3 protein-coding genes and 1 pseudogene are annotated in these 3,031 nt (G+C 40.3%); 1 reads left to right on the top strand and 3 read right to left on the bottom strand.

Translation table 11 applies throughout. The annotated features are described in order from the left end of the window. The 3 genes and pseudogenes from V7083_RS19510 to miaA form a co-directional block, all read right to left on the bottom strand. Positions 1 to 242 (bottom strand): annotated as a pseudogene (locus V7083_RS19510) (stage V sporulation protein K); the annotation flags it as partial. A gap of 169 nt (positions 243 to 411) precedes the next feature. Beyond that, entirely contained in the window at positions 412 to 642 is a 231-nt protein-coding gene (gene hfq / locus V7083_RS19505) for an RNA chaperone Hfq (RefSeq protein ID WP_335481044.1), read from the bottom strand. Between the two features lie 27 nt (positions 643 to 669). After that, positions 670 to 1,626 carry a tRNA (adenosine(37)-N6)-dimethylallyltransferase MiaA gene (gene miaA / locus V7083_RS19500; protein WP_335481043.1) on the bottom strand — a complete coding sequence of 319 codons (957 nt, stop codon included), beginning with the start codon at positions 1,624 to 1,626 and terminating at the stop codon, positions 670 to 672. A 229-nt stretch (positions 1,627 to 1,855) separates the two neighbouring features. Between miaA and mreBH the strand changes: the two genes are divergently transcribed. Then, entirely contained in the window at positions 1,856 to 2,863 is a 1,008-nt protein-coding gene (mreBH, locus tag V7083_RS19495; RefSeq protein WP_335481041.1) for a rod-share determining protein MreBH, read from the top strand. The last annotated feature ends 168 nt before the right edge of the window (positions 2,864 to 3,031 follow it).

The following is a 3,031-nucleotide window of genomic DNA, read 5'->3' as shown; positions in this document are numbered from 1 at the left end:
TCTTCCCGCTTTTTATTTACATAGATCCAAGCATAAATTTCTTTTATTGTCTTTTTCATTTCATCCATGCCAACCAAAGCACCTAGCTCCGCTTCAATTTCCTTCAAAGCCGCATGCTCAGGGGGAATAACCTTTGGAGCAACTTGAAAGTCAGGTAACCCTTTTGTTATTGTTTTTCTTTTTTGAGAATTAAGTACAACCCTAATTCGACCGTTACTTTTCGCGTTATTTGGTTGATCCAAAGCTTTCACCTCTCAATCTGCAACAAGATCATCCTGGTCTTTTTTCGAAAAATGACGGATGGCATAATCCTTCTATGATATGTTTATTCATCGAAAATCCGTTTCATTAAAAAAGATTTTTTACAAAATAAAAAAGAGCCCGAATACACGGGCCCAATTCTTTATTAGATTATTGATTTTCCAAATCAAGATGCACATTTCGCTGCGGAGCAAACGTAGAAATGGCATGCTTATACACCAATTGTTGTTTCCCCTCGCACTCAAAAAGTACAGTAAAATTATCAAAGCCTTTAATTTGACCTCTTAATTGAAATCCGTTCAATAGGAAGACCGTCACGTTCGTGTTGTCCTTGCGGCATTGGTTTAAAAATTGGTCCTGAATATTAATTGATGTTTTCATGGTAAATATCCTCCTCTTTTGTCTCTACTAATATGTATTCGATTTTACTCCAAGCTTTCCTTCAACATAATGTGAAATTTCCTCTATTTTTTTCGAGAAATTATTCACATCAGTCATGTCAAACCATTGTACCTCCATTTTGTTCCGAAACCAAGTTAATTGCCTTTTGGCATACCGGCGGGAGTTTTGCTTTAAATTTTCAATGGCTTGATCTAAGGAAATGCTACCATCCAGATAGTCATAAATTTCCTTATATCCAATCGCCTGAATGGATTGACAGTCACGCAAGCCTTGTAGATATAACCCCTCAACCTCTTTTAATAAACCCTCCTGCATCATGATATCCACGCGCTGGTTAATCCTTTCGTACAGCTTCTCTCGGTTCATAGTTAATCCAAGCATAGCTGTCTGATATAAAAGGTCGGGTTGCTGGGTATTTTGAAATTCCTGCTTGGTCTTTCCTGTCAGGTAAAATATTTCAAGTGCTCGGATCACCCTTCTGATATTATTTGGATGAATATCAGCGGCACTTTCCTTGTCAACCTTCATTAATTCTTGATATAACGCTTCATTACCTATTTCCTTGGCTTTTTCTTCAAGCTCCTTGCGCAAATTTTCATCACCGGGAACATCCGAAAATTGATAATCGTAAATAACGGACTGAATGTACAAACCTGTTCCACCGACAATAATCGGAAGTTTACCTTTTTTGCCAATCCCCTTTATCTTGTCACGAACCAGCTGTTGAAATTCAGCAACGGAAAAATTTTCATGTGGCTCTCGAATATCAAGTAAATGATGCGGGATGTCTTCCATTTCTTCCGACTTGATTTTTGCGGTCCCAATATCCATGCCACGGTAAATCTGCATGGAATCTCCACTAATAATTTCACCATTATACCGTTTTGCCAGTTCAATGCTTAGCTTTGTTTTACCAACGGCGGTTGGCCCAATGATGACCAATAGCTTTTGTTTTGACTCCAATCTTTTCACACTGCCTTTCATTTCATATCGTACCATAAATTTAAAAAGCAGTTGAACATCAAACAAGTATATACAAAAAAATTTGTTTCTATGCTTGTTTAACAGGAAAAATTTTCTTATTTGATTACAAATAAATAACGGTTCATTTACAAACGCTTTTTCACCCCCAAATTCATGTTAGTCTTTTTCGTAGTTTATTTTGTAAAAATAAAGGGAATTAGGTGAAAATATGTTGTCAACTTATGATATTGGAATTGATTTAGGTACTGCAAATACATTGGTTTATAGCAAAAACAAAGGGATTGCCCTCAACGAGCCATCCGTTGTCGCCGTGGATACGGATACGAAGAAAATTGTCGCTGTGGGTCAGGAAGCAAAAGACATGATTGGGAAGACGCCTGAAAAAATCGTTGCCCTACGGCCTTTGAAGGAAGGAGTAATTGCCGATTTCGACATCACTTCAGATATGCTGAAACACATGATTCGCAAAGCTTCTAAACGAATAGGGTTTGGGGTCAGAAAGCCAAATGTCGTGGTAAGTATCCCTTCTGGTTCAACTAGTGTTGAGCGTAGGGCGATTGAGGACGCTGTTCGGAATGCCGGGGCTAAGAAGATTTCATTGATTGAAGAACCTGTGGCTGCTGCGATTGGAGCTGGCCTTCCCGTAGATGAGCCGGTTGCCAATGTCGTGGTTGATTTTGGCGGTGGCAATACGGAAGTGGCCATTATTTCTTATGGTGGGGTAGTTGCCTGCCATTCTCTTAAAATTGGTGGGGATCGGTTGGATGATGACATTATTCAATATGTCCGCAAAAAGTATAATGTGTTAATCGGTGAGAGAACGGCTGAATTCATCAAGATGGAAATAGGGTATGCCCCGATTGAGCATCAGGAGCTGTTCCTTGATGTCCGTGGCCGTGACCTGGTTACTGGGTTGCCAAAGACTATTACTCTATCTTCCTTTGAAATTCGTGGTGCTTTAAAAGAGTCATTGTTGCACATTTTAGAATCTGCCCGAGCGACTTTGGAGGATTGTCCAGCTGAACTTAGTGGGGACATTGTTGACCGGGGTGTGATTCTATCCGGTGGCGGTGCGCTATTGAAAGGTATGGTGGAATGGCTGAGTCAGGAAATCTTTGTTCCAGTTCAGTTAGCGCCAAGTCCTCTTGAATCGGTGGCTGTTGGTACTGGGAAGGCTTTGCAGTATATGGGGAAGCTTGAAGGTGCTGCGAAGTAAGGGCTATTGGCGATTGGATTTTTGTTTTGATCGGGGGCTCGGTCGCCTGGGGCCTTACTGGCGACTGATGTTTTGGTTTCTTTACTAAATTTTGAGTTGCTAAACTGGCGCCTTATCTGACCGGTTTTCCGATAAATATTGATTTACAGGCTGATAGATTTGTCCTAT

Source organism: Bacillus sp. JJ1764 (assembly GCF_036962145.1).
In the GTDB taxonomy this organism is placed as follows: domain Bacteria; phylum Bacillota; class Bacilli; order Bacillales; family Cytobacillaceae; genus Neobacillus.
The sequence above is the reverse complement of the archived record's forward strand: the minus strand, read 5'-3'. Positions and strand labels throughout refer to the sequence as shown.